Annotated in this window: 18 protein-coding genes and 1 pseudogene; 2 read left to right on the top strand and 17 right to left on the bottom strand. The window is 67.2% G+C overall.

Going from position 1 to position 21,329, the window contains the following annotated elements:
* Nucleotides 1–26 precede the first annotated feature (26 nt).
* The 14 genes and pseudogenes from M1D55_RS15430 to ndk all read right to left on the bottom strand — a co-directional run bounded on the left by M1D55_RS15430 (nt 27) and on the right by ndk (nt 15,712).
* Nucleotides 27–1,178: an ATP phosphoribosyltransferase regulatory subunit gene (locus M1D55_RS15430; RefSeq protein ID WP_023263801.1), complete on the bottom strand. Its 1,152-nt coding sequence runs from the start codon at nt 1,176–1,178 to the stop codon at nt 27–29.
* Between the two features lie 202 nt (nt 1,179–1,380).
* The gene (hflC, locus tag M1D55_RS15425; protein ID WP_006577129.1) at nt 1,381–2,271 is read right to left on the bottom strand and encodes a protease modulator HflC; all 891 of its coding nucleotides are present in this window, start codon (nt 2,269–2,271) and stop codon (nt 1,381–1,383) included.
* Nucleotides 2,272–2,284: 13 nt separating this feature from the next.
* Nucleotides 2,285–3,646, bottom strand: a complete 1,362-nt coding sequence (hflK, locus tag M1D55_RS15420; RefSeq protein ID WP_456282525.1) for an FtsH protease activity modulator HflK — start codon at nt 3,644–3,646, stop codon at nt 2,285–2,287.
* 330 nt (nt 3,647–3,976) lie between these two features.
* A pseudogene (gene hflX / locus M1D55_RS15415) lies at nt 3,977–5,161 on the bottom strand (GTPase HflX); the annotation flags it as partial.
* A gap of 173 nt (nt 5,162–5,334) precedes the next feature.
* Nucleotides 5,335–5,574, bottom strand: a complete 240-nt coding sequence (hfq, locus tag M1D55_RS15410) for an RNA chaperone Hfq (RefSeq protein WP_006577126.1) — start codon at nt 5,572–5,574, stop codon at nt 5,335–5,337.
* A 230-nt stretch (nt 5,575–5,804) separates the two neighbouring features.
* Nucleotides 5,805–7,148, bottom strand: coding sequence for a ribosome biogenesis GTPase Der (gene der, locus M1D55_RS15405; protein WP_006577125.1), 1,344 nt, complete (start codon nt 7,146–7,148; stop codon nt 5,805–5,807).
* A gap of 273 nt (nt 7,149–7,421) precedes the next feature.
* Nucleotides 7,422–8,591: an outer membrane protein assembly factor BamB gene (bamB, locus tag M1D55_RS15400; RefSeq protein ID WP_370646875.1), complete on the bottom strand. Its 1,170-nt coding sequence runs from the start codon at nt 8,589–8,591 to the stop codon at nt 7,422–7,424.
* A 113-nt stretch (nt 8,592–8,704) separates the two neighbouring features.
* On the bottom strand, nt 8,705–9,337 hold the full coding sequence (locus M1D55_RS15395) for a YfgM family protein (RefSeq protein ID WP_006577123.1): 633 nt from the start codon (nt 9,335–9,337) through the stop codon (nt 8,705–8,707).
* Between the two features lie 63 nt (nt 9,338–9,400).
* Complete coding sequence (hisS, locus tag M1D55_RS15390) at nt 9,401–10,792, bottom strand: histidine--tRNA ligase (RefSeq protein ID WP_064577282.1); 1,392 nt, start codon at nt 10,790–10,792, stop codon at nt 9,401–9,403.
* Between the two features lie 66 nt (nt 10,793–10,858).
* Entirely contained in the window at nt 10,859–12,145 is a 1,287-nt protein-coding gene (gene ispG / locus M1D55_RS15385; RefSeq protein WP_006577122.1) for a flavodoxin-dependent (E)-4-hydroxy-3-methylbut-2-enyl-diphosphate synthase, read from the bottom strand.
* Between the two features lie 64 nt (nt 12,146–12,209).
* Nucleotides 12,210–13,229 (bottom strand): RodZ domain-containing protein, encoded by a 1,020-nt coding sequence (locus M1D55_RS15380; RefSeq protein ID WP_456282524.1) that lies wholly within the window; start codon nt 13,227–13,229, stop codon nt 12,210–12,212.
* Nucleotides 13,222–14,088, bottom strand: coding sequence for a tetratricopeptide repeat protein (locus M1D55_RS15375; protein WP_456282523.1), 867 nt, complete (start codon nt 14,086–14,088; stop codon nt 13,222–13,224). Before M1D55_RS15375 ends, M1D55_RS15380 begins: the two co-directional genes overlap by 8 nt.
* On the bottom strand, nt 14,085–15,233 hold the full coding sequence (rlmN, locus tag M1D55_RS15370; protein ID WP_456282522.1) for a 23S rRNA (adenine(2503)-C(2))-methyltransferase RlmN: 1,149 nt from the start codon (nt 15,231–15,233) through the stop codon (nt 14,085–14,087). Before rlmN ends, M1D55_RS15375 begins: the two co-directional genes overlap by 4 nt.
* A 53-nt stretch (nt 15,234–15,286) precedes the next feature.
* Nucleotides 15,287–15,712, bottom strand: a complete 426-nt coding sequence (ndk, locus tag M1D55_RS15365; protein WP_006577119.1) for a nucleoside-diphosphate kinase — start codon at nt 15,710–15,712, stop codon at nt 15,287–15,289.
* Between the two features lie 339 nt (nt 15,713–16,051).
* On the opposite strand from ndk, the gene M1D55_RS15360 reads away from it, so the two are divergent.
* Nucleotides 16,052–16,756, top strand: coding sequence for a Bax inhibitor-1/YccA family protein (locus M1D55_RS15360; RefSeq protein WP_456282521.1), 705 nt, complete (start codon nt 16,052–16,054; stop codon nt 16,754–16,756).
* Between the two features lie 51 nt (nt 16,757–16,807).
* On the opposite strand, the gene rlmD is transcribed toward M1D55_RS15360, so the two are convergent.
* On the bottom strand, nt 16,808–18,376 hold the full coding sequence (gene rlmD, locus M1D55_RS15355; protein ID WP_456282714.1) for a 23S rRNA (uracil(1939)-C(5))-methyltransferase RlmD: 1,569 nt from the start codon (nt 18,374–18,376) through the stop codon (nt 16,808–16,810).
* A gap of 40 nt (nt 18,377–18,416) precedes the next feature.
* On the opposite strand from rlmD, the gene M1D55_RS15350 reads away from it, so the two are divergent.
* Entirely contained in the window at nt 18,417–19,277 is an 861-nt protein-coding gene (locus M1D55_RS15350) for an endonuclease/exonuclease/phosphatase family protein (RefSeq protein ID WP_456282520.1), read from the top strand.
* Nucleotides 19,278–19,319: 42 nt separating this feature from the next.
* Here the strand turns inward: M1D55_RS15350 and M1D55_RS15345 are convergent, their stop codons facing one another.
* Nucleotides 19,320–20,162 carry a 3'-5' exonuclease gene (locus M1D55_RS15345; RefSeq protein ID WP_064577276.1) on the bottom strand — a complete coding sequence of 281 codons (843 nt, stop codon included), beginning with the start codon at nt 20,160–20,162 and terminating at the stop codon, nt 19,320–19,322.
* Nucleotides 20,159–21,325, bottom strand: coding sequence for an RNA polymerase sigma factor RpoS (gene rpoS / locus M1D55_RS15340; protein ID WP_043438004.1), 1,167 nt, complete (start codon nt 21,323–21,325; stop codon nt 20,159–20,161). Before rpoS ends, M1D55_RS15345 begins: the two co-directional genes overlap by 4 nt.
* Nucleotides 21,326–21,329 lie beyond the last annotated feature (4 nt).

Genomic DNA, 21,329 nt, shown 5'->3' with positions numbered 1-21,329 from the left:
AACCGCTCAGTCGGGCGAACCGGCGCTCAGCGCGGCACCACCACCCAGCGGCTACCGTCGCGCACCAGCTGGCGGTCGCAATTGAACTCGTCGAGCTCGTGCGTGTGGCCCGGCAACGACTGGATCACGATCTCGCCGCCCTCGCGCAGCGCCGCGATCGCGGTGCGCAGCGCGGGATCGGCGTCCCACGGCGCGAAGATGGCCAGTGCGCGCACCTCGACCGGCGACAGCGCCGCCACCTCTCGCAGGTCCAGCGAAAAGCCGGTGGCCGGACGCGCGCGGCCGAAGGCCTCGCCCACCTTGTCGTAGCGGCCGCCGCGGGCAACGTGGTTGGGCAGGCCCGCCACGTAGGCGGCGAACATGACTCCACTGTGATAGTGGTAACCGCGCAGATCGGCAAGGTCGATGTTGACCGTGGCGCCGCGCACCTCGCCGGCCAGGAAGGCCAGCTCGTCCAGCGCGCGGCCGATGGCCGGGCTGGCCGGCAGCACCGCGCGGGCCCGCTCGATCACCTCGGGGCCGCCGTACAGCGTCGGCAGCGCCAGCAGCGCGTCGCGCTCGACCTGCGGGAATCCGGTGGTCAGCTCGCGCAGGCCCGGCACATCCTTGTTCTCGAGCGCATCGAACAGTGCCTGCTCGTTGCTGCGCGCCGGCGGCAGGCCGTCGAGCAGCGCCGCGACGATGCCCGCGTGGCACAGGTCCAGCCGCACCTCGCCCAGGCCAGCCGACTGCAGCGCGGCCAGCATCAGGTTCTGGATCTCGACGTCGGCCTCGAGACCGGCATGGCCGTAGATCTCGGCGCCGACCTGGATCGGCTCGCGCGTCGCGTGAAAGCCCGCCGGGCGCGCGTGCAGCACGTTGCCGGCGTAGCACAGCCGCGTCACGCCGGGACGGTTCAGCAGGTGCGCGTCGATGCGGGCGACCTGCGGCGTGATATCGGCGCGCAGGCCCATGGTGCGGCCCGACAGCTGGTCGACCAGCTTGAAGGTACGCAGGTCCAGGTCGTGGCCGGTGCCGGTCAGCAGCGACTCGATGTATTCCAGCAGCGGCGGCATCACCAGCTCGTAGCCGTAGGTGCGGAACAGATCGAGCATGCGGCGGCGCAGCTCCTCGATCTTGCGGGCCTCCGACGGCAGCACGTCGGCGATGTTCTCGGGCAGGAGCCAGTGGTTGGACATGGTGCTTCTCAGATTCGTGTGGATCGCGGGCCGGGCGCGGGCGGCTCGCACAAAAGGGGCATCGGTCAGCGGACGGCGCCGATGGCGCACCGTCCTGCGAGCGAACAAAACCCCGGCAAGCCGGGGTTCGGGCACAGCGGACTACCGCATTGACGCACTCACCGAAGACCGGGCTGTCGCACTGCGGAGGCCGGCACGCTCGCTAGCGGCGGGTCGCCGTCTGCGCGCCGCCCGACGAGCGCATGTAGCGGAAGAACTCGGAGTCCGGCTCCAGCACCAGCACGTCGCGCTTGTCGCGGAAGGTGTTGCGATAGGCTTCCATGCTGCGCCAGAACTGCGCGAACTGCGGATCGCGTCCGAACGCGTCGGCGTAGATCTGCGAGGCGCGGGCATCGCCCTCGCCCTTGATCTTCTGCGCTTCGCGATAGGCCTCGGCCAGCACCACCTCGCGCTGGCGGTCGGCGTCGGCGCGGATCTTCTCGCCCTCGGCCGCGCCGGTCGAGCGCAGCTCGTTGGCGACGCGCTTGCGCTCGGCTTCCATCCGGCGGTAGACCGATTCGCTGATCGCCGGCAGCAGGTCGACGCGCTTGAGGCGCACGTCGAGAATCTCGACGCCGACCGACTGGCCGTACTCGGTCATGCTGTTGCGGATGTTCTGCATGACCTTGTCGCGCTCGCCGGCGACCACCTCGGCCACGGTGCGGCGCCCGAACTCCTCGCGCGCCGCGGCATCGATCCGCTGCGTCATGCGGTCCTGCGCGCCGCGCAGGTTGCCGCCGAAGGCGACGAAGAACTTGCGCGGATCGGTGATTCGCCATTTGACGAACCAGTCCACCATCATGCTCTTCTTCTCGGCGGTCAGGAAGCGCTCGCCGGCGGCCACGTCGATCGTCTGCAGGCGGCGGTCCATGAAGACCACGTTCTGCAGCGGCGGCGGCAGCTTGAAATGCAGGCCGGGGTCGCGCACCACCTGCTTGATCTCGCCGAAGGCGAACACCACGGCGTACTGCCGCTGGTCGACCACGAACACCATCGAGGAGGCAATCGCCAACACGATGAAGAGGCCGATGGCATAGGAAATCAGTCGGTTCATCTCGGTTCTCTCCTCAACGGGAATCGCGATCGCGATTGCGCAGCGCTTCGCGCGAACGCGTGTCGGCGCTGGCGTCCGGCACCGGTGCCGGCGTGGCCGGCGGCGGCACCGCGCCCGCCATCCCGCGGGAATCGCCCTGCGACTGCGCCATCAGCTTGTCCAGCGGCAGGTAGAGGAGATTGTTGCCCTGTTTCGTATCGACCAGCACCTTGCTGGTATTGGCGTAGATCTGCTGCATCGTTTCCAGATAGATGCGGTCGCGCGTGACCTGGGGCGCCTTGGCGTACTCGTTCTGCACCTGGCGGAAGCGCGAGGCATCGCCCTCGGCCTGCGCGATCACGCGGGCCTTGTAGGCCTGCGCCTCCTCGGCCAGGCGCGCGGCGGTACCCTGGGCGCGCGGAATCACGTCGTTGGCGTAGGCCTGGCCTTCGCTGATCGCGCGCTCGCGGTCCTGGCTGGCCTTGTTGACGTCGTCGAAGGCGGCCTGCACCTGCTCGGGCGGCTGCACGCTCTGCACGTTCACCGAGATCACGCGGATGCCGGTCTTGTAGGCCGACAGGATCGCCTGGATCGACTTGGCCAGGCCCTGGGCGATCTGCTCGCGGTTCTCGTACAGCACCGAATCCATCTTGTTGCGGCCGACGATCTCGCGCACCGAGGTCTCGGCGGCCTGCGTCACCAGTTCCTCGTCGCCGCCGCGGTCGGTCTTGTTGAAGAACAGGAATTCGGTCGCGTCCTGGATGTCGTACTGCACCGTGAAGCGGACGTCGATGATGTTCTCGTCCTGCGTCAGCATCGACGAGTCCTTCAGATTGCTGTCCTTGATCGAGGTCGAACGGCCGACCTCGACCGAGCGCACGGCCGACAGGTTGACGATCTCGGCCGACTGGATCGGCCACGGCATGCGCCAGTTGATGCCGGGGCCGGTGGTGTATTTGAACTTGCCGAACTGCAGCACCACCGCGGTCTGGCCTTCCTGCACCATGAAGAAGCCGCTGGCCAGCCAGATCGCGATCACCGCGACCGCGATGACGCCGGCACCGATGCCCGATCCCTTGCCCGGCGTACGCGTGCCGCCGCCGAAGTTCTGGTTGTTGTTGCCGCCGCCGTTGTCCTTGCGGCCCAGCAGGCTGTTCAGGCGGCGATTGAAGTCGCGCCACAGCTCGTCCAGGTCCGGCGGACCGTCCTGCGGGCGCTGGTTCTGACGGCCGTTGTCGCGTCCGCCGTCGCGCCCATCCTTGTCCTCGTCGTCCTTGTCGCCACGGCCCCAGCGGGGATCGTTCAGCGACAGGATCGCGCGCAGACGCTGCCAGCTGCTCGGCCGACAGGCGCCTCGGGCAAGGCTTGTATCAGAGGTCCGGGAGAACTGGGGCATGTAGGGCACGGTTCCGGGAAAGTTGTAACGAGGGGATTCTAGCAGCCATCGACGCCACTTTTGCTCATTTGATGCCGAAGGCGGCGCATGGCGCCGCCCGCATCAGTCGGCGTCGCGATCGGGAAGACGACGATTGGCCCGTGCCTGGGGGTCCAAACCGGGGTCCGGACTGCGGTCCGAATCAGGGTCTAGATCGGGGTCCAGATCGGGCTCCGAATGCGGATTGGCGTCTTGCGCATCCGGCCGGACATCGGCGCCGGAATCGGCAAACCCGGCGCCATCGGCGCCATCGGCCCCATCGGCACCATCGACCCCATCGGCACCATCGCCCTCCCACTGGCGGCGTTCGTGCAGGTCCTGCAGCCGCGGGTCGGCGGGGTCCGGCGCGGCCGGCCGCTCGGCCAGCCAGCGCGCGACATCGACGATCGCATCGCGCAGGCCGTCCAGTCCGATGCCGTCGCGCGCGCTGATGTAGACGCGCACCGGCACGCCGTCCTCGTTGCGTTCGATGCGGGGACCGTGCTCGAGCAATTCGGGCGCCGCGTCGATCTTGTTCATCACGACGATCTGCGGAATGTCGGCCGCGTCGATCTCGGCGAGCACGCGATTGACCTGTTCGATCTGCTCGTGGCGCACCGGACTGGCGGCATCGACCACATGCAGCAGCAGATCGGCATGCACGGTCTCTTCCAGCGTGGCGCGGAACGCCGCCACCAGTTGCGTGGGCAGGTCGCGGATGAAGCCGACCGTATCGGACAGCACCACATTGCCCAGGCCATCCAGATAGAGACGGCGCGAGGTCGTATCGAGCGTCGCGAACAGCTGGTTGGCCGCATAGGCGCGCGCCTTGGTCAGCGCGTTGAACAGCGTCGACTTGCCCGCGTTGGTATAGCCGACCAGCGAAATGCTCAGCGTCTCGTTGCGCGCGCGGGCACGGCGCTGCGTGCTGTGCTGGCGCTGCAGCCGCGACAGATCCGTCTTGAGCCGCTTGGCGCGGTCGTCCAGCATGCGGCGGTCCAGTTCGAGCTGGCGCTCGCCGGGGCCGCCGCGCATGCCGATACCGCCCTTCTGCCGCTCCAGGTGGCTCCAGGCGCGAACCAGCCGCGAGGCGCGGTATTGCACCTGGGCCAGTTCGACCTGCACCTTGCCGACATGGCTCTGCGCGCGCTGGCCGAAGATATCGAGGATCAGGCCCGTGCGGTCGATCACGTGCCGGTTCAGAAAGCGTTCGAGATTGCGCTGCTGCGCGGGGCTCAACGCGTGGTTGAACACCACCACGTCGGCGTCGAGCGCGTCGGCCGCTTCCTTCAGTTCCTCGGCCTTGCCCGAGCCGATGAACAGCGCCGGGTCCGGACGCGAACGCTTGCCGGTCAGGGTGTGCACCGGCGTGGAACCGGCGGTGGACGTCAGCAACGCCAGTTCGCTCAGGCTCTCTTCGAAATCGTGCTTGCCGAAATCGACGCCGACGAGAATGGCGCGGGTGGGTTCGGAGGGGGAAGTGGCTCTAGGTTGCAAGCTCGGGGCGCACAGCGGCGCGGGAAAAAACGGGGATCAGGAACAGGAAGGCGCGCTCCGCAAAACGCGACGATACAAAGAACGATGCCGCGCCAGCACCGGATGGCGCTGGCGCGGCGTCGGAGCGTGATTGCCGCGCGTGCGCGCGGCGGGAAATACGTGCGGCGTCGGAATCAGCCTTCCGCGGAGTCGTCGACGCGGAAATTGACCGCGCGCGCGGGAACGACAGTGGAAATTGCATGCTTGTAGACCATCTGCGTCACTGTGTTACGCAGCAGGACGACGTATTGGTCGAACGATTCGATATTACCTTGCAGCTTGATGCCATTGACGAGGTAGATGGAAACCGGCACGTGCTCCTTGCGCAGCGCGTTCAGGAACGGGTCTTGTAGCAATTGCCCTTTGTTGCTCATGGCACACTCCAAATTTATAGATTTAGTGATCAATGATGGGGATCGATATCCCCGGTTTCAAGTCGGACGACGCAAGATCGCGTCAAAAAAAGTCAAAACGGTACCAGGCCGGCATCAACCAGCGGGGGCTCCCGCTAGTGTGAATTTAGCCGCAGTTCCAAACGAACGCAAACGAAACTTCGGCGCCACAGACGGGGCTGCGGCGCCCCCATCTGGCCGCCTTTTCCGACTCAATCCTTCGAGTCCGCGTACGGGTTTTTGTTCGTACGAAATTCGATTCGAAGCGGTGTTCCCTTCAGATTGAAGGCCGCACGGAAACGCCCTTCCAGAAAACGCCGATAGGTTTCCGGCACCGCGTTCAGCGAGTTGCCGTGCACGACGATGATCGGCGGATTGGAACCACCCTGGTGCGCGTAGCGCATCTTCGGGCGAGTCGCGCCGACGCGGCGCGGCTGCTGGAAGGCCACCGCGTCGTGCAGCACGCGGGTCAGCTTCGGCGTCGGCATCTTGAGCATCGCCGCGGCGTACGCCTCATCGACCGAGCGCAGCAGCGGGCCGATGCCGGTGCGCTCGCGCGCGGAGATGAAATGGAAGTTGGCGAAGTCGAGGAACTGCAGCTTGCGCTGCAGATCGTGCTTGATCCGGTCGCGGGTATGGCCGTCCAGCCCGTCCCACTTGTTGACGCCGACCACCAGCGCCCGTCCCGACTCGACGATGAAGCCGGCGATATGGGCGTCCTGCTCCGACACGTCCTGCTGGGCGTCCAGCAGCAGCACCACCACATTCGCATCGGCGATCGACTGCAGCGTCTTGACCACCGAGAACTTCTCGATCGCCTCGAACACCTTGCCCCGCTTGCGCAGGCCGGCCGTGTCGATCAGCGTGTACGGCTTGCCGCCCCGTTCGAACTCGACATAGATCGCATCGCGCGTGGTGCCCGGCATGTCGAACGCGATCACGCGCTCCTCGCCGATCAGCGTATTGACCAGCGTCGACTTGCCGACGTTGGGGCGGCCCACGATCGCGATCTTGGTGCCGCGCGTGTTCTGGTCCTCGGGCTCGGCCAGCTCGGGACGCTGCTCGACTGCGGCCTCCAGCGCCTCCTCGACCAGTTCGCGCACGCCGTCGCCGTGGGTGGCCGAGATCGCATAGGGGTCGCCCATGCCGAGCTCGTAGAAGTCGGCCGCGACCGCGGTGTACTTCATGCCCTCGGCCTTGTTGACTGCCAGCATCACGCGGCGGCCGGTCTTGCGCAGATAGTCGGCGATGACCAGGTCCTGCGGCGCCAGGCCCAGGCGGCCGTCGACGATGAAGATCACGACGTCGGCCTCGACCACGGCCTGCCTGGTCTGCTTGGCCATCTCGGCGACGATGCCTTCCTTGGCAACCGGTTCGAAGCCGCCGGTATCGATGACGATATACGGACGGTCGGCGCCGCGCCCCTCGCCATAATGGCGGTCGCGGGTCAGGCCCGGCAGGTCCGCGACCAGCGCGTCGCGCGAGCGGGTCAGGCGGTTGAATAACGTCGACTTGCCCACATTGGGGCGGCCGACGAGTGCGATCACTGGTTTCATGCAAATCGTGGAGGGCCACGCCGGGCGCGGTGCGCCGGGCATGCCTCCAAAGAATCAGGTTGGTCCGACAGCCTGGCGCAACGCGCCGGGCCGGCAATCCTGTCGGGTGAAATCAAGTCGCGGGCCATGGCCCGCATGACGCATGCGGCCGACCCCACCATTGCGGCGGGTCGGCCATGCTGTCGGGTCCGGCGATCGCGCGCACCGACAGGTGAGCGCGCGGTTGCCGGCAGGACGCCCGCCGTGGCGGCCGCCCCTGTTTCGGTCAGCGCTTCAATCCGGAATATAGCCGTAGACGTCGCCCCCTCGGCTCTGCACCACCAGAGTCTGGCCGGCCACCACCGGTGCGGCGGTGATCGGGCTGCTGCCGGCTCGCACGCGCGCGACGAACTTGCCGTCCTCGCGCGACAGGAAATGCAGGTAGCCCTCGAAGTCGCCGAACACCACCGAGCGGCCCAGCGCCAGCGGCATGCCGAGCGGACGGTTGCGCAGCTGCTCGTTGCGCCAGCGCTCGTTGCCGTTCTGGCGGTCGAAGGCATAGACCACCGAATTCTCGTTGGCGGCAAACAACGACACGTCGTCCTGGGTCGGGCCCACCGGCGACGAGAAGTCCTTGCCCCACTGCGGCTGGCCGTTGGCCAGTTCCAGGCAGGCGATGCGGCCCTGGAAGGTCGTCGCACAGACCTGGCGGCCGTTGATCATCGGCAGGCCCGTCACGTCGTTGAGCCGCTCGATCTCGGACACACCCTTCGGATACGAGATCGTGCTCTCCCAGCGCAGCACGCCATTGGACGGGGCCAGCACGCCCAGCTTGCCGCCGGGGAAGCCCATCACGATGCCGTCGCCGGCGAACACCATGCCCATCGCGGCGCGCAGGTTCAGCGGCGTCTGCGCGCGCTGGTAGATCCAGCGCCGCTCGCCGGTCTGCGCATCGAGGCCGAGCACGCGGGTATCGGTGGTGCGCACGACTACCAGGTCATGGCCGACCAGCGGCGACGACAGGATCTCGCCATTGATCTGCTTCTTCCACAGCTGCTTGCCGCTGGCATCGAAGGCGAACACCACGCCCTTCTCGCCCGCCACCGCGGTCACGTTGCCGTCGCTGCCGGGACCGGTGGTCAGGTCGACGTCGGTGTCGACCTTCCACAGCGTGCGGCCGCTGGTGGCGTCCAGCGCCATCACGTCGCCGCCGTGCGACGACACATAGACCTTGTCGCCGACCGCGACCGGCTGCAGCGAATACGGGCCGCTCTTGCCGACGCTGGCGCGCCAGGCTTCCTTGACCGTCAGCGTCTGCGTGACCGGCTGCAGTTGGGCCGGCGGATTCTTGTCGGCCTTGCCGAACAGCGAGCAGCCAGCCAGGGCGGTGGCACAGGCAACGACGAGCGCCTGGGTCAAGCGAACAGGGCGAGAGATCCGGGCAGCGCCGTTGGGCATCGACATCATCTGGTTGCGTTCCTGAAAAAAGGTGGGAAGCGAAATGGGGAGCGTTCTGTCAGCAATGGACCACGGCCGATGCAGCGGCCGGGCCGGTGCATCGGTGGCGGCGGCCCTGCTTACGCGGTACCCAGGGCGTCCAGCTTGAACTGGATGATCTGGCGCATGCCGGCCTCGTCGACGCCGAGCTTGTCGAGCGCCTGGCGGTAGGCCGCGCGCGCCTCGTCGCGCTTGTCCTGGGCGGCCAGCAGATCGCCGCGGCGGTCCGCATACAGCGCGACGAACGGGCTCGGCGGCTCGTTCTTCAGCAGCGCCAGCCCCTGGTCGTAGGCCTTCTCGTCGAGCAGCACGCCGGCCAGCCGGACGCGCGCCAGGTGCTGGTACTCGCCATCACCGTGATCGACCGCCCATTGCAGCTGGCTCTTGGCGCCGGCCAGATCGCCGGCCTCGTACAGCACCTTGGCCGCAACCAGCGCGGTCATCTGCCCATAGGCAGTCTTGCCGTACTTGTCCTCGAGGTCGCCGGCCGCGCGCTTGGTGCGCTCGACATCGCGGGCCTCGGCGGCCTTCAGCACCTGTTCGTACAGCACCGCGGCCTCGCCGGCCTGCTTGCGCTGCCACCAGTTCCAGCCGTTCCAGGCCGCGAAGGCCAGCAGGCAGGCGATCAGCAGCCAGGTCAGGAAGTTGCCGTACTGGCGCCACCATGCCTTGATGTTTTCAAGCTGTTCCTGCTCTTCCAGATCGTAAGCCATCTCGTGGTTTCAACCGCGTTGGTTTGTCGTCGGGCAAGCGCGCGCATCAGCGCCGCGCCTGCGTCATTGAAGGTCTTCGCCGGCCTCGCCGCCCATGCCGGCGACCATCGATTCGACCAGATAGTCGACCAGGTCCTCGGCGGGCACCGTGGCCTGCTGGCCGTTGTTCTCGGTCTGCCCGTCCGCGGCACGCAGGGCCTTGACCTGCACCACGCCGGCGGCCAGCTCGTCCTCGCCAATGATAACGGCATGCGAAGCCCCGCTCGCGTCGGCGCGTTTCATCTGCGACTTGAAGCTGCCGCTCTTGCCGTCCGCGGTGGCGTGCACGACCACGTCGAAACCGGCGTCACGCATGCGCTCGGCGGCGATCATGGCCTGCTGCGCGGCGGCCTCGCCCTGGTGCACGACATAGACGTCGCAGGCATCGGCCTGGCGCGCCAGGCCTTCCTCGCGCATCAGCTCGATGATCCGCTCGATCCCCATCGCCCAGCCGCAGGCCGGCGCCGGCTTGCCGCCCATCTGCGCGATCAGCGGATCGTAGCGGCCGCCGCCGGCGATCGTGCCCTGCGCGCCGAGCTTGTCGGTGATCCACTCGAACACCGTCAGGTTGTAGTAGTCCAGCCCGCGCACGAGCCGCGGATTGATCGTGAACGGAATATTGTTGGCCTTCAGCAGACGCTGCACGCCCTCGAAGTGGGCCAGCGAGGCCTCGCCGAGGAAGTCGATCAGCTTCGGCGCGTTCGCCGCCATCTCCTGCAACGCGGGGTTCTTGGTGTCGAGCACGCGCAGCGGGTTGGTGTACAGGCGGCGCTTGCCGTCCTCGTCGAGAATGTCCTGGAAGCCTTCCAGATACTGGATCAGTTCCTGGCGATGGGCCGCGCGCTCGTCGGCCTGGCCCAGCGAATTGATCTCCAGCCGCACGCCGGTCAGGCCCAGGTCGTCCCACAGCCGCTGGCACATCAGGATGATCTCGGCGTCGACATCGGGGCCGGCAAACCCCAGCGCCTCGGCACCGAGCTGATGGAACTGGCGATAGCGGCCGCGCTGCGGACGCTCGTGACGGAACATCGGACCGGTGTACCACAGGCGCTTCGGGCCGTCGTACAGCAGGTTGTGCTCGATGGTCGCGCGCACCACCGCTGCCGTGCCCTCGGGACGCAGCGTCAGTTGCTCGCCGTTCAGCGAATCGGTGAAGGAATACATTTCCTTCTCGACGATGTCGGTGACCTCGCCGATGCCGCGCACGAACAGCTGGGTCGGCTCGACGATCGGCGTGCGGATCTGCTGGTAGCCGTAGGCGCGCAGCATCGCACGGGCCGCCTGGTCGAACTGTTCCCACAGCGGGGCGTCGGCGGGCAGCATGTCGTTCATGCCCTTGACACCCTGCAGCGCGCGGGCCTTGCCTGGGTTCTGGGCGCCGCCGTTGGCCGGCGCCGGATTCTCGGATGCGTTCATGGTTGTCATTCTGTTGCTGGGGCGCGTGGCCGATCACTGGCCGATCACTGGCCGATCATTGGCCGATCATTGGCCAATACTGGCCGCCGCGCTCCCCTTGCCGTAGTGCGTCCGCACGTATTCGTCGACCATCGCCTGGAATTCCTCGGCGATCCGCTCGCCGCGCAAAGTCCTTACCTTGACGCCGTCGACGAACACCGGCGCCGCCGGCGACTCGCCCGAGCCTGGCAGCGAGATGCCGATATTGGCGTGCTTGCTCTCGCCCGGACCGTTGACGATGCAGCCCATCACGGCCACATCCATCTCCTCGACGCCGGGATACTCGGTCTTCCATACCGGCATCTGCGCGCGCAGGTACGACTGGATGCTGGCGGCCAGCTCCTGGAACACCGTGCTGGTGGTGCGCCCGCATCCCGGGCACGCGATCACCATCGGCGTGAAATTGCGCAGGCCCATCGTCTGCAGGATCTCCTGCGCGACATGGACCTCCTTGTCGCGCGACGCCCCGGGCTCGGGCGTCAGCGAGATGCGGATCGTGTCGCCGATGCCTTCCTGCAGCAGCACCGCCAGCGCCGCGGTCGACGCGACGATGCCCTTGCTGCCCATGCCGGCCTCGGTCAGTCCCAGATGCAGCGGATATTCGCAGCGGCGCGCCAGTTCGCGGTAGACCGCGATCAGCTCCTGCACCTGCGACACCTTGCACGACAGGATGATCTGGTCGCCCGGCAGGCCGATTTCCTCGGCGCGCTGCGCGGACTCGATCGCCGACGTGATCAGCGCCTCGATCATCACGCTCTGGGCGGGCCACGGTTCGGCGCGCCGGCCGTTCTCGTCCATGATGCGTGCCAGCAGGTCCTGATCCAGGCTGCCCCAGTTGACGCCGATGCGCACCGGCTTGCCGTGCCGGCAGGCCATCTCGATCATCTGCGCGAATTGCGTGTCGCGCTTGGCGCCCTGGCCGACGTTGCCCGGATTGATGCGGTACTTCGACAGCGCCTGCGCGCAGGCCGGATGGTCCTGCAGCAGCTTGTGTCCGTTGTAATGGAAGTCGCCGACCAGCGGCACGTCGACGCCCATGCGGTCGAGCTGGTCGCGGATCGCCGGCACCGCCGCGGCGGCTTCTGGCGTATTGACCGTGATGCGCACGATTTCGGAGCCGGCGCGCGCCAGTTCCTTGATCTGGATCGCGGTGCCGACCGCATCGACGGTGTCGGTATTGGTCATCGACTGCACGCGCACCGGCGCGTCGCCGCCGATCGTCACCACGTTGTCGCCCCAGACCACGCGCGCCTGCCGAGCGCGGCGGCGCGGCAGCGATCCGGGCAGTACGGGCAGACAGGCCTGTGCGTTCATGGGGTTACCTCGTTGCTTTGGCGTGTGGTCGACGAACGGGAACGATTCGGGACCGACGGATCAATCAGGGCAGCGTCAGGCGCGCCACGTTGTTGCGGTTGGCCGCCTGCAGATCGACCGGCTCGCCGTTGCGGGTCATCGCGGCGACACCCTTGACGTTGCCGATCACGACCTTGTACGGCGCCGTGCCACCACCGACGACCTCGTCGCCGGCCTTGGCGGTACCGCCCAGCACGACCTTGCCGCTGGCGTCGCGGACCTCATACCAGGTCGGCGCGCTAAAGCGCAGCTGCAGCTCGCCGGCGGCCGGCGTGGCGGTCGCGACAGGCGCCGCCGCTGGCGATGCCGCCATCGGCGCCGACTCGTTCGCGGTGGCGGACAGACCGGTCACCGGGGCCAGCGGGGTCGCCAGCGTGGCGGACGCATTGGCAGTACCGGTACCGGTGCCGGTGGCGCCTTCCGTGCCGGTCGCGGCGCCCGGTGCCTCGCTGGCGGCACCGCCCATCACATGCGGCAGCACCGCGGTCACGGTGCCCGATTCGGACTCGACCGCGGTTTCGGAGCTCGACTGCGTGAACTGCTGCTCGCGCGCATCGAGCCATTGCTTGACATGGTCGACGCCGAACAGCGCGCCGGCGCAGACCACGGCCGCGACCAGCGCGAGCCAGACCCAGCGCCCGCCGGTACCCGATGCCGAAGCGCCGCTGCTGCGGAAGCGCCGGCGATCGTCGAAGCTTGCGTTCAGGCTGCCCTGGCGGCGGATCGCCACCTCGGGCGCCGGCGGCGCGGCCTGGGCATGGAACCGGGCCAGCAGCGCGTCGATATCGACCTGCAGCAGGCGCGCGTAGGCGCGCATCAGACCTTTGGCGAACGTCAGATCGGGCAAGGCGTCGACATTGCCGGATTCGATCGCATCGACCTTCTGCGCCGGCACCTTCAGCCGCGCGCCGACGTCGTGGATCGACAGCCCCTGGGCCGCGCGTGCCTTCGCCAGGCTCGCGCCGATCTCCTGTGCGACCGCGTTGGCGCTGCCGCTCGCATTGGTCGAGACGGCCTGGCCCTCGGCGCGCTCGTGCTCATTCATCCCATGCTCCTTGTTGGTATGCGCTCGACTCCCGCGAGTCCGGGAAGCGCTTATGTAATTGCGTCAGCAATGCCTGCTGCGCGGCCGCGTCTCCCTCGCGGTGCGCAATGCGGGCGCCCAGCCACAGCGACGCCGGACTGGCGAAGCGTCCCGCATTGACTTGCGCCGCCTCCACACGGGCGCGCGGCAGATCGCCCTGCTTCCAATACAGCAGCCCGAGCTGGGTGTGCGCGGCCGCATGGGTCGCGGCATCGCTGGCGGCATCGCTCGAATAGGCGCCCGCCATCGTGGCCGGCTGCGCGACTGCCGCGGTCAGGCTGCGGTGCGCGGCCGCCAGATCGCCCTGACGCAACTGGCAGGCGCCGAGGCTGGTCAGCATCCTGGCTGTGCCACCGGTAGAGGGCGCGGTCACCGCGCGCTGCAGCTGGGCCAGCCCTTCGGCATAGCGCCCCTGCTCGCACAGCAGCCAGCCATAGTTGTTCAGCAAGTCGCCGTCGTCCTGGCGGCGCGACAGCGCGGCACGAAAGCTCTGCTCGGCCTCGGCGGGCCGCCGTAGCGCCATTTGCGCCAGCGCCTGGACGTGATAGGCGTCGGTCAGGTCCCGATCGAGCGCGATCGCCTGCCGGGCCTCATCGAGCGCGATCGCGCTCTGGCCGGCCTGCAGATAGCGCGAGGCCAGTTGCAGCCGCAGCGCGGCGCGCTGATGCGCAGCAGCCGGTGCGGGATCGGCGTCCCGCGCCTGCGGCGCCTGCTGTCCCGGCGTGCCCTGGGTACCCGGTGTGCCGGTCGACTGGCACGCGCTCAGCAGTGCCAGCCCGGCCAGAACCACGGCGGGCAGACCGGCAGGCAGACGCCTCATGCAGATCGCGCCTCCCCGCCCGGCGCCGCCACCACGGGCGGAATCTTGCCGAAGCGGCCGCGCTCGGCAAGCCGGGTGCGATCCTGCACGCGGCCCTCGGCGGCAAGCTGGCCGCAGGCGGCGTCGATATCGTCGCCGCGCGTCTTGCGGATCGTCGTGACGATGCCGGCGTCCATCAGCACCTGGGCAAAGCGCCGGATCTGCTCGTTGTTCGAGCGCTTGAGCCCCGATTCGGGGAAGGGATTGAACGGGATCAGGTTGAACTTGCATGGCACGTCGGCCACCAGCTTCAACAATTCCCGCGCATGCTCGACGCCGTCGTTGACGCGGTCCAGCATGCAGTATTCGAAGGTGATGAAGTCGCGCGGGGCGAACTCCAGATAGCGGCGGCAGGCCGCCATCAGCTCGGCCAGCGGGTACTTGCGGTTCAGCGGCACCAGCCCGTCTCGCAAGGCATCGTTGGATGCGTGCAGCGACACGGCGAGCGCGACCGGCAGGTCCCTGGCCAGGCGGTCCATCATCGGCACCACGCCGGACGTGGACAGCGTGACGCGGCGGCGCGACAGCCCGTAGGCGTTGTCGTCAAGCATCAGCCGCATCGCCGGCACGACCTGGTCGTAGTTCAGCAGCGGCTCGCCCATGCCCATCATCACCACGTTGGAGATCACGCGATCGTCCTTCGGACCGCGCCCCAGCTGCGAGCGCATCGCGAATTCGGCCATCCAAAGCTGGCCGATGATCTCGCCGGTGGTCAGATTGCGGGAGAAACCCTGCTTGCCGGTCGAACAGAAGCGGCAGTTGACCGCACAGCCGGCCTGCGAGGAAACGCACAGCGTGCCGCGCGTTTCCTCGGGGATATAGACCGTTTCGACCGCATTGCCGTTGCCCACGTCGAGCAGCCACTTGCGCGTGCCGTCCGCCGACACGTGGTCGGTGATCGCCGATGGCGCGCGGATCTCGGCGCGCGTGGCCAGCTTCTGGCGCAGCGACTTGGCCAGGTCCGACATCTCGTCGAACTGGCTGGCGCCGAACTGGTGGATCCAGCGCTGCAGCTGCCGCGCGCGAAATGGCTTCTCGCCGAGCTCGCCGCAATAGGCGGCAAGCCCGTCCGCATCCAGATCGAGCAGGTTGACGAGTGCGTTCATGACGGCAGCGGGGCTTCGGGTAGCAGTCTAGTGTCCGGGTTCAGGCCAGACAATCAGCGCGAGTAAACGTTCATGCCGGGGAAGAAGAACGACACTTCGACGGCCGCGGTTTCCGGGGCGTCGGAGCCGTGCACGGCATTGGCGTCGATGCTGTCGGCGAAATCGGCGCGGATCGTGCCCTTCTCGGCCTTCTTCGGGTCGGTGGCGCCCATCAGCTCACGGTTCTTCGCAATCGCGTTCTCGCCTTCGAGGACCTGGATCATCACCGGGCCCGACACCATGAAGTCGACCAGATCCTTGAAGAACGGGCGCTCCTTGTGGACCGCGTAGAACTGCTCGGCTTCGCCGCGCGACAGATGCGCCATCTTGGCGGCCACGATCTTCAGGCCGGCGGCCTCGAAACGGGCGTAGATCTGACCGATGACGTTCTTGGCCACGGCATCGGGCTTGATAATCGACAGGGTACGTTCGATCGCCATAAAAACTCCGAAAAATGAAGGGGTTACCAAATTGGGAAACACAAGATTCTAGCACGAGACCCCAATCGTTTCGAGAGCGGGCGGCGGCGAAACGAAAGGGGCTGCATCCCCAACATTATCGCGGCGCACCATCGCCGCGATATGGGACAAAGGGACGGGAACACCGGCGCCTCCCATCGATCCAAGGCAACGTAAGCGCCTCATCTGTTCCTCGACGGTTTCGCGATTTTTAGTGCCTCTTGAATCACTCTGCACTTGCAATCGTGCAAGGACGATGCCACATTGGCGAGGTGTCCGCCGGCGCTTCTTCCGGCACCGCCCTTTGAATGAGGAGTCATCATGAACGACAAGCTGAATACCTATGGGTTCGGCAATGCCGGCGCGACGGCGCGAGCCGTCACCGTCCGCAATCGGGTCTTGCGCAATACCTACTGGCTGCTGGCGCTGTCGCTGGTGCCGACCGTGCTCGGCGCCTGGATCGGCGTGGCCACCGGCTTCAGCTTCATGGCCGCCAGCCCGGGCCTGTCGCTGATCCTGTTCCTCGCGATCGCCTTCGGCTTCTTCTTCGCGATCGAGAAGACCAAGAACAGCGCCATGGGTGTCGTGCTGCTGCTGGCCTTCACCTTCTTCATGGGCCTGATGCTGTCCCGGCTGATCGGCTCGGTACTGCAGTTCTCGAACGGCCCCGCGCTGATCATGTATGCGTTCGGCGGCACCGCGGCGGTGTTTGCCGCGATGGCGACCATCGCCACGGTCAGCAAGCGCGATTTTTCCGGCCTGGGCAAGTTCCTGTTCGTCGGCGTGATCCTGCTGATCCTGGCCAGCGTCGCCAACATCTGGCTGCAGCTGCCCTCGCTGATGATCACCGTCTCGGTCATCGCGATCGGCATCTTCTCGGCCTACATGCTGTACGACGTGCAGCGCGTGGTGAACGGCGGCGAGACCAACTACATCACGGCGACGCTGGCGATCTATCTGGACATCTACAACGTCTTCGTCAATCTGCTGGCGCTGCTGGGCATCTTCGGCGGCAGCCGCGAATAAGCGATCGCTTCTTCACCGCCATGACGAAGGGCCGGCAATGCCGGCCCTTTCTTATTGCCCCGCTGCTTGCCGCGGCGTTCGCCCGGACCCGGCCGCGCGCTCGAACACCGCGATCGATTCGACGTGCGAGGTGTGCGGGAACATGTTGACCACGCCGGCGCCGCGCAGCCGATAGCCGGCTTCGTGCACCAGCAGGCCGGCATCGCGTGCCAGCGTGGCCGGATTGCAGGATACATAGACGATACGGTCAGGCAGCACGTCGCTGCCGGCCTGCGCCAGTTCGGCCAGCGCCTTGCTGACGGCCAGCGCGCCTTCCCGCGGCGGGTCGACCAGCCAGCGGTTGAACCGTCCCAGCGCCGCGATATCCTCCGCGCTGACCTCGAACAGGTTGCGGCACGCGAAAGCTACCTTGTGTGCCAGGCCGTTGTAGTCGGCATTGGCCAGCGCCCGCGCGGTCAGCGCCTCGCTGCCCTCGATGCCCATCACCTCGCGCCCCTGCGTCGCCAGCGGCAGCGTGAAGTTGCCGATGCCGCAGAACAGATCCAGCAACCGGTCGCCCGGCTGGGCGTCCAGCAGGCGCAGCGCGCGCTTGATCAGCACGCGGTTGATCTGATGGTTGACCTGGGTGAAGTCGGTCGGCTTGAACGGCATGCGAATGCCGAATTCCGGCAACGTATAGGCCAGTTCGCGATCGAGCGGATAGAACGGCACCACCGTGTCCGGGCCCTTGGGCTGCAGCCAGAACTGCACGTTGTGCTGGTCGGCGAAAGCGCGCAACAGGTCGCGGTCGGCATCGTTCAGCGGCTCGAGGATCCGCAGCACCAGCGCGGTGACATCCTGGCCGACCGCAAGCTCGATCTGCGGCATGCGGTCGCGAATGGACAGTCCGGCCACCAGCTCGCGCAGCGGCACCAGCATCGCCGACACATGCGGCGGCAGCACCTCGCACGACGTCATGTCGGCGACATAGCTGCTCTTGCGCTCGTGAAAGCCGACCAGCACCCCGCCTTTCTTGGCCACGTGGCGCACCGTCAGGCGGGCACGGAAGCGATAGCCCCAGTCCGGTCCGGCGATCGGCCGGAACACCATCTGCGGCTTCACCTTGCCCAGATGCCACAGATTGTCCTCGAGTACGCGCTGCTTGATTGCCAGCTGGGCGCGCGCGTCCAGGTGCTGCATCGAACAGCCGCCGCAGACGCCGAAATTGACGCAACCGGGCTGCACCCGCATCACCGACGGATCGCGAACCTCGACCAGATGCGCCTGCTCGAAGCTCGGCTTGCGGCGATAGCTCTGGTAGGCCACCGTTTCGCCGGGCAGCGCGCCCTCGACGAAGATCACCTTGCCGGGCGTGCCGTCCTCGTTCACCAGCCGTCCGACACCGCGCGCCTCCATGTCGAGGCTGTCGATCCTGACGGTCGGATGGGCCTGGGCCTCAGTACCGGTGGCCGACGCGTTGGCCGATGCGGCGGCACCGCCACGCTTGCGGACGGGAGCGGGCGAGGCGACCGGCTGTTGCACCGGCTCGGGAGCGGATTGCGGGGAAGACACGGCTTGAGACACCAGCGGGACCTGACGTATTGTTTTGCGAAAGCGCGATTGTAGACCAGTCGCCGCGATCGGAATGGGCGAGGCGACGGCCGTCCGGCAGAGGCAAGCGATGGAACTGATCAACTGGAACATTCAATGGGGGCGCGGCTGCGACGGCCACGTCGACCTCGCCCGCACCGTGGCGACGCTGCGCGGACTGGCCGACTTCGACGTGCTGTGCCTGCAGGAGGTGACGCGCGGCTTCGGCGAGATGCCGGGCGACCCGGGTGCGGATCAGGTCGCCGAACTCGCGGCCCTGCTGCCGGGTTACCAGTTGCTGTTCGCGCCGGGCGTCGACCGCTTCGGGCCCGACGGCATGCCGCGCCAGTTCGGCAATCTGATCGCGACGCGGCTGCCCGTAACCGAAGTATTCCGCCATGCGCTGCCGTGGCCGGCCGATCCGACGGTCGCGTCGATGCCGCGCGTCGCGCTGGAAGCAACGGTGATGGTCGGCGGCCAGCGGGTGCGTGTCATCTGTACCCATCTGGAGTACTACTCGGCCTTGCAACGCAATGCGCAGGCCGAGGCCCTGCGCACCTGGCATGCCGGGGCCTGCCAGCATGCGGCAAGGCCGGGCCCGGCGGAACAGCGCTTCGGCCCGTTCACGCCCGAGCCGCGCCCGCGCAGCGCTATCCTCTGCGGCGACTTCAACAGCAAACCGGACGACACCGCCTACCAGAGGCTGACCGCGCCGTTCGACGACGGCACGCCGGCGTGGCGCGATGCCTGGCTGCATCTGCATCCCGGCCAACCGCATGCACCGACCTGCGCGCTCTACGACAAGGCGCAATGGAACGAGCCGCCATTCGCCTGCGACTTCGTGCTGGTGACCGAGGATCTGCTGGAGCGGGTGACGCGGTGCGAGGTCGACGGCAGCACGCAGGCATCGGACCATCAACCGCTGCGCCTGTCGCTGCGCGACTTCGATTAAGGAAGCAAGGGAACGACGAGCGCAGCCGCGCCGCCTGACTGCTCAGTCGATCGGTTCGTCGTCGGCCACGCGGCTCGCCGGCTGCAGTTGGAAGGCGCGCAGATATTCCATCCATTGCGGCCCGGGCAGTTCCGCCAGCGATTCCTGGACCAGTTCGACTTCGGCATCGAACTCGCGCGGCGTCAGCCCGCCGCGCATCATCTGGAAGCGGCAGTACATCAGGTAGGTGTTGACGACGTCGGTCTCGCAGTAGGCGCGGATCGCGCCGATCTGCCCTTGCTGGAACGCCTCCCAGACCTTGCTGCCGTCCATGCCCATCTTGCCGGGGAAACCGCACAGCTTGGCGAGGTCGTCCAGCGGCGCGCTGGCACGTGGCTGGTACATCGCCAGCAGATCCATCAGATCCAGATGCCGCATGTGATAGCGGCTGATGTAGTTGTTCCACTTGAAGTCGCGGCTGTCGTCGTCGCGACCCTCGCCCATTTCCCAATAGCGCGGCGCGCTGACGCCGTGGACCAGTCCGCGATAGTGCAGTACCGGCAGGTCGAAGCCGCCGCCGTTCCATGACACCAGTTGCGGACTGTAGCGCGCGATCAGTTCGTAGAAGCGCTGGATCAGCGTCGCTTCGCCATCGTCCTCGCTGCCTAGCGAGCCGACGTGGAACAGCGCGGTGCCGTCGCGTTGCGTGCGGCGCAGCACGCAGGAGATCGCGACCACGCGTTGCAGATGCAGGGGGAGAAAATCGCTGCCGGTCTTTTCGCGGCGGGCGGCGAAGGCCAGCTGCGCGACTTCGGCATCGGAGAGGCCCGGCGGATGGTCGTGCAGACGGCGCAGGCCGGCGACATCGGGAACCGTCTCGATGTCGAATACCAGCACAGGCGTCATAGAACCGCGTCCTTGCGCACCCCTTGCGAAGCGAAATGCCGCTTGAGCTTGACCAGCGCTTCCTGCTGGATCTGGCGCACGCGCTCGCGCGTCAGCCCCATCTCCTCGGCCAGCTCTTCCAGCGTGGCCGGCTCGATATGGTTCAGGCCGAAACGGCGCTCGACGACATAGCGGTGCTTCTCGGACAGGCGCGCCAGCCACAGCTTCATCAGGTTCTCGAGCTCGCGGTGTGCGACCTCCTGGTCCGGCGCGGCATTGTGTTCGTCCGAGAGGAAGTCGAGCAGGCTCGAACCCGGATCGAGATCGAACGGCGTATCGAGCGAGGTCGTGTGTTCGTTCAGTGCGAGCACGTCCTGCACTTCGTCGGGGGTCTTGCCGAGCAGATGCGCGATGTCCTCGAGACTGGCATCGCGTCCGTCGGTACCGCCCTTCTCCAGATGCCGCTTGGCGCGCAGCACCTGATTGAGTTCGCGGATCACGTGCACGGGCAACCGAACGGTACGCGCCTGGTTCATGATCGCGCGCTCGATGCTCTGCCGGATCCACCAGGTGGCATAGGTCGAGAAACGGAAGCCGCGCGAGGGATCGAACTTCTCGATCGCATGCATCAGGCCGAGGTTGCCCTCCTCGATCAGATCGAGCAGCGGCACGCCGCGATTCAGATAGCCCTTGGCGATGCTGACAACCAGGCGCAGGTTGCGCTCGATCATGACCTGACGCGCGGAGAAATCGCCGTCCTTGGCCAGCGTCGAGAAATGGAGTTCTTCGGGAGCCGACAACAGCGGCTTGATGCTGATGCGGTTCAGATAGTGCTGGACGGTATCGGCGGCGAGTTCGGTATGCAGGGCGCTGCGGAATTCGTCCTGTTCGGTGGCGACCGCTTCGGTCGCGCCCTCTTCCTCGTCGTTCTCGCGCTCGCTTTCGTCATCGTCGCGCGCGACCGCGTCGCCGTCGTCCGCCATCAGGTCGGCCTCGCGCAGACCTACCGTGCCCGCACCGGGCGCGATCGGTTCGTCGGTCAGGGGAATCAGCTCGGCCGCCAGGTCGTGATCGTAGCCATCGGCTTGCCCGTCACGATGTGCCACACCAGAACGTGTTTCCGGTTGCTTGGCGCGACGGGTGCGGCTGGCGGTTCCGGAGGAGACTGTTTTCTGGCGTGGCATGAAC

This window comes from Cupriavidus sp. JZ107 (assembly GCF_053903255.1).
This window is presented reverse-complemented; position numbering and strand designations above follow the sequence as displayed.

Coding starts and splice junctions, on each gene's coding strand:
- M1D55_RS15430 (WP_023263801.1), bottom strand. CDS start 1,178: ATGTCCAACCACTGGCTCCTGCCCGAGAACATCGCCGACGTGCTGCCG.
- hflC (WP_006577129.1), bottom strand. CDS start 2,271: ATGAACCGACTGATTTCCTATGCCATCGGCCTCTTCATCGTGTTGGCG.
- hflK (WP_456282525.1), bottom strand. CDS start 3,646: ATGCCCCAGTTCTCCCGGACCTCTGATACAAGCCTTGCCCGAGGCGCC.
- hfq (WP_006577126.1), bottom strand. CDS start 5,574: ATGAGCAACAAAGGGCAATTGCTACAAGACCCGTTCCTGAACGCGCTG.
- der (WP_006577125.1), bottom strand. CDS start 7,148: ATGAAACCAGTGATCGCACTCGTCGGCCGCCCCAATGTGGGCAAGTCG.
- bamB (WP_370646875.1), bottom strand. CDS start 8,591: ATGTCGATGCCCAACGGCGCTGCCCGGATCTCTCGCCCTGTTCGCTTG.
- M1D55_RS15395 (WP_006577123.1), bottom strand. CDS start 9,337: ATGGCTTACGATCTGGAAGAGCAGGAACAGCTTGAAAACATCAAGGCA.
- hisS (WP_064577282.1), bottom strand. CDS start 10,792: ATGAACGCATCCGAGAATCCGGCGCCGGCCAACGGCGGCGCCCAGAAC.
- ispG (WP_006577122.1), bottom strand. CDS start 12,145: ATGAACGCACAGGCCTGTCTGCCCGTACTGCCCGGATCGCTGCCGCGC.
- M1D55_RS15380 (WP_456282524.1), bottom strand. CDS start 13,229: ATGAATGAGCACGAGCGCGCCGAGGGCCAGGCCGTCTCGACCAATGCG.
- M1D55_RS15375 (WP_456282523.1), bottom strand. CDS start 14,088: ATGAGGCGTCTGCCTGCCGGTCTGCCCGCCGTGGTTCTGGCCGGGCTG.
- rlmN (WP_456282522.1), bottom strand. CDS start 15,233: ATGAACGCACTCGTCAACCTGCTCGATCTGGATGCGGACGGGCTTGCC.
- ndk (WP_006577119.1), bottom strand. CDS start 15,712: ATGGCGATCGAACGTACCCTGTCGATTATCAAGCCCGATGCCGTGGCC.
- M1D55_RS15360 (WP_456282521.1), top strand. CDS start 16,052: ATGAACGACAAGCTGAATACCTATGGGTTCGGCAATGCCGGCGCGACG.
- M1D55_RS15350 (WP_456282520.1), top strand. CDS start 18,417: ATGGAACTGATCAACTGGAACATTCAATGGGGGCGCGGCTGCGACGGC.
- M1D55_RS15345 (WP_064577276.1), bottom strand. CDS start 20,162: ATGACGCCTGTGCTGGTATTCGACATCGAGACGGTTCCCGATGTCGCC.
- rpoS (WP_043438004.1), bottom strand. CDS start 21,325: ATGCCACGCCAGAAAACAGTCTCCTCCGGAACCGCCAGCCGCACCCGT.